The sequence below is a fragment of the Streptococcus oralis genome, from assembly GCF_001579175.1.
Classification (GTDB): domain Bacteria; phylum Bacillota; class Bacilli; order Lactobacillales; family Streptococcaceae; genus Streptococcus; species Streptococcus oralis_O.
In genome coordinates this window covers 562,510-564,505 of the sequence record NZ_KQ970760.1, presented here as the reverse complement: position 1 = coordinate 564,505, position 1,996 = coordinate 562,510, and the positions used below count along the sequence as shown (strand labels likewise).

Below are 1,996 nucleotides of genomic sequence, written 5' to 3'. Positions count from 1 at the left end.
CTCTAGCTATTGCCGCACGCTGACGTTCGCCACCCGATAGGGCCTTGGGATAATGATCTTTTACTTTTTCCAAATCCAACAACTCAAAGAGCTCTTTTCGGTCACTTTTACTATTTTTTCCCTTATCCAGTCTGTCAATCAAATCCAGCTGTTCCTTGACCGTTAGAAAAGGAATTAAGTTTGAAGCCTGGAGAATGAAGCCAAACTCTCTAAAACGGAGGTCTGTTTTTTCCTTCTCCGTCAAACTGCCTGTTTCCTTCCCCTTTACTAGAATCTTTCCACTCGATGCTTCCTGAAGTTGTCCTAGAGTTGTTAGAAAGGTCGTCTTTCCAGATCCCGAAGGCCCGACGATAGCAACGAACTCTCCCGCATTTAGCTGAAAATTCGTCTCATGCAGGGCAACGACTTTCATCTTTCCTTCCCCGTAGGTTTTTGTCACTTGAGTCATTTCAATCAATGCTGTCATACTATTCTCCTTATCATTCTGCAATCGCAGTTATCGGGTCCACCTTTAGCAAGCGTGGAAGTGAAATGACACCACCTAAAAGGGCCATCAAGGAAATTACCAAGCTTAGGACAGAGTAAGCTATCCAGCTTGGGTAGAAAAAGAAGGTAGCTGGTAAGACTAAAATCACTCCGCCAATAGCCAGCAAGGCTAAAGCAATCCCCATACCAGCTAGGAGGAAGATTTGACAGAAAAGAGACCATACAATGGTTTTGATCTGTATTCCTTGAGCTCGCATTATTCCATAAAGTCCTAGTTTTTGGATGGTAATGATATAAACAAAAATCCCCACAATCAAGCCTGTGATAACAATCATAGCAAGAATCATCCCTGAAAATACATTCACCTGTGGTGTGTAACCAGGAATTTTCGAAATCATTTTTGGAATGGAAATCTGTTTCAGTCCATCGCCAGACACTTCTATGTCATTTTTCAATACCAAGGCAGAGATGGAACGATTGGCCTTCAAGGTTCCTTGTAAGGTCCAATAAGTTGTCAGACTCGTAAAGACAACAGGCTCAGTGAAAAACTTATTTCCTTGAGTCAGGCCTACAATCTTGTAACTTGAATCACTTCCATTGAGCTGAATGGCATCGCCTAGCTTCATCCCATAGTTCTCAAAGGACTGATCCACGACAACCTCATCATCTCCTTCAGGATAACGACCCTCCGTCAAACTCGGAGAGATAAAAGAATTCCACTCTTGAGCAAAGATGGAAACATTGACCTTTTCACTACCATCGACTAGATTGGTTACAGCAAACATATAGCCCAATGGAGCAGTCTCTTCAGAACTCTTATCCTTGTAGTCCTTTTCAGGAATAAAAGATGCCGTCAAATTATCATTTGCGTAGTCGGATAAAACAACACCCGTTGCTTGCCAATTATCAATAGCTGCTCGGTTGTTTCGCACAAGACCAAGAGCTAGACTGGTCATAAAAAAGACCATAAAAGCGATAAGAAAAATGGTAGTTAGAATCAAACTATATCGAAGTTTGTTTCGTACTATTTCTTTGATAGCAAGATACATGCTTATCTCCTTTAACTTTTCCCCAGAGGTAGTTTAAAAGCCATCCAGTCCAATAGACAGAATCGCTGTCTTATCATCCATTCAAAACAACTCCTACCAATACTCTTCAAAAGTATCCAGGTAGCAACTCAACAAATCATCTTAGGAAAAAGCCTCAGCTTGCTATCAATTTATATAAGTTATCCTTTCCTTTCTCAGTATATTTATAATAGAGAAGGTTAGGTCATCTGTTTTAAGTGTAACATCCATGCTACCATTTTCCCTTGTAGGTGTCAAGAGAGCGACTTAGAAGTTGATAAGAGACTTTAGTAGTTTTGTAACAATCCTGTAATAATTCTCTGCATAAAAAATGATAAAATAGTTATGTACTGTTAAGGAGAGAATCATGTCCGCAAGAAAACTAGAAGCTTATGAGTTTGAACAAGCTCCCGAATCGAAACAAACTCCGCTTTACCAAGATT

At 40.3% G+C, this 1,996-nt stretch carries 2 protein-coding genes and 1 pseudogene; 1 reads left to right on the top strand and 2 read right to left on the bottom strand.

The annotated features are described in order from the left end of the window. On the bottom strand, positions 1-466 hold a 466-nt coding region (locus SORDD24_RS07125; RefSeq protein ID WP_061409060.1), incomplete at its 3' end, for an ABC transporter ATP-binding protein. 13 nt (positions 467-479) lie between these two features. After that, entirely contained in the window at positions 480-1,535 is a 1,056-nt protein-coding gene (locus SORDD24_RS07120; protein WP_061409057.1) for an ABC transporter permease, read from the bottom strand. 385 nt (positions 1,536-1,920) lie between these two features. Between SORDD24_RS07120 and SORDD24_RS11730 the strand changes: the two are divergent. Then, positions 1,921-1,996: pseudogene (locus SORDD24_RS11730) on the top strand (DUF3270 domain-containing protein); the annotation flags it as partial.

Coding starts and splice junctions, on each gene's coding strand:
- SORDD24_RS07120 (WP_061409057.1), bottom strand. CDS start 1,535: ATGTATCTTGCTATCAAAGAAATAGTACGAAACAAACTTCGATATAGT.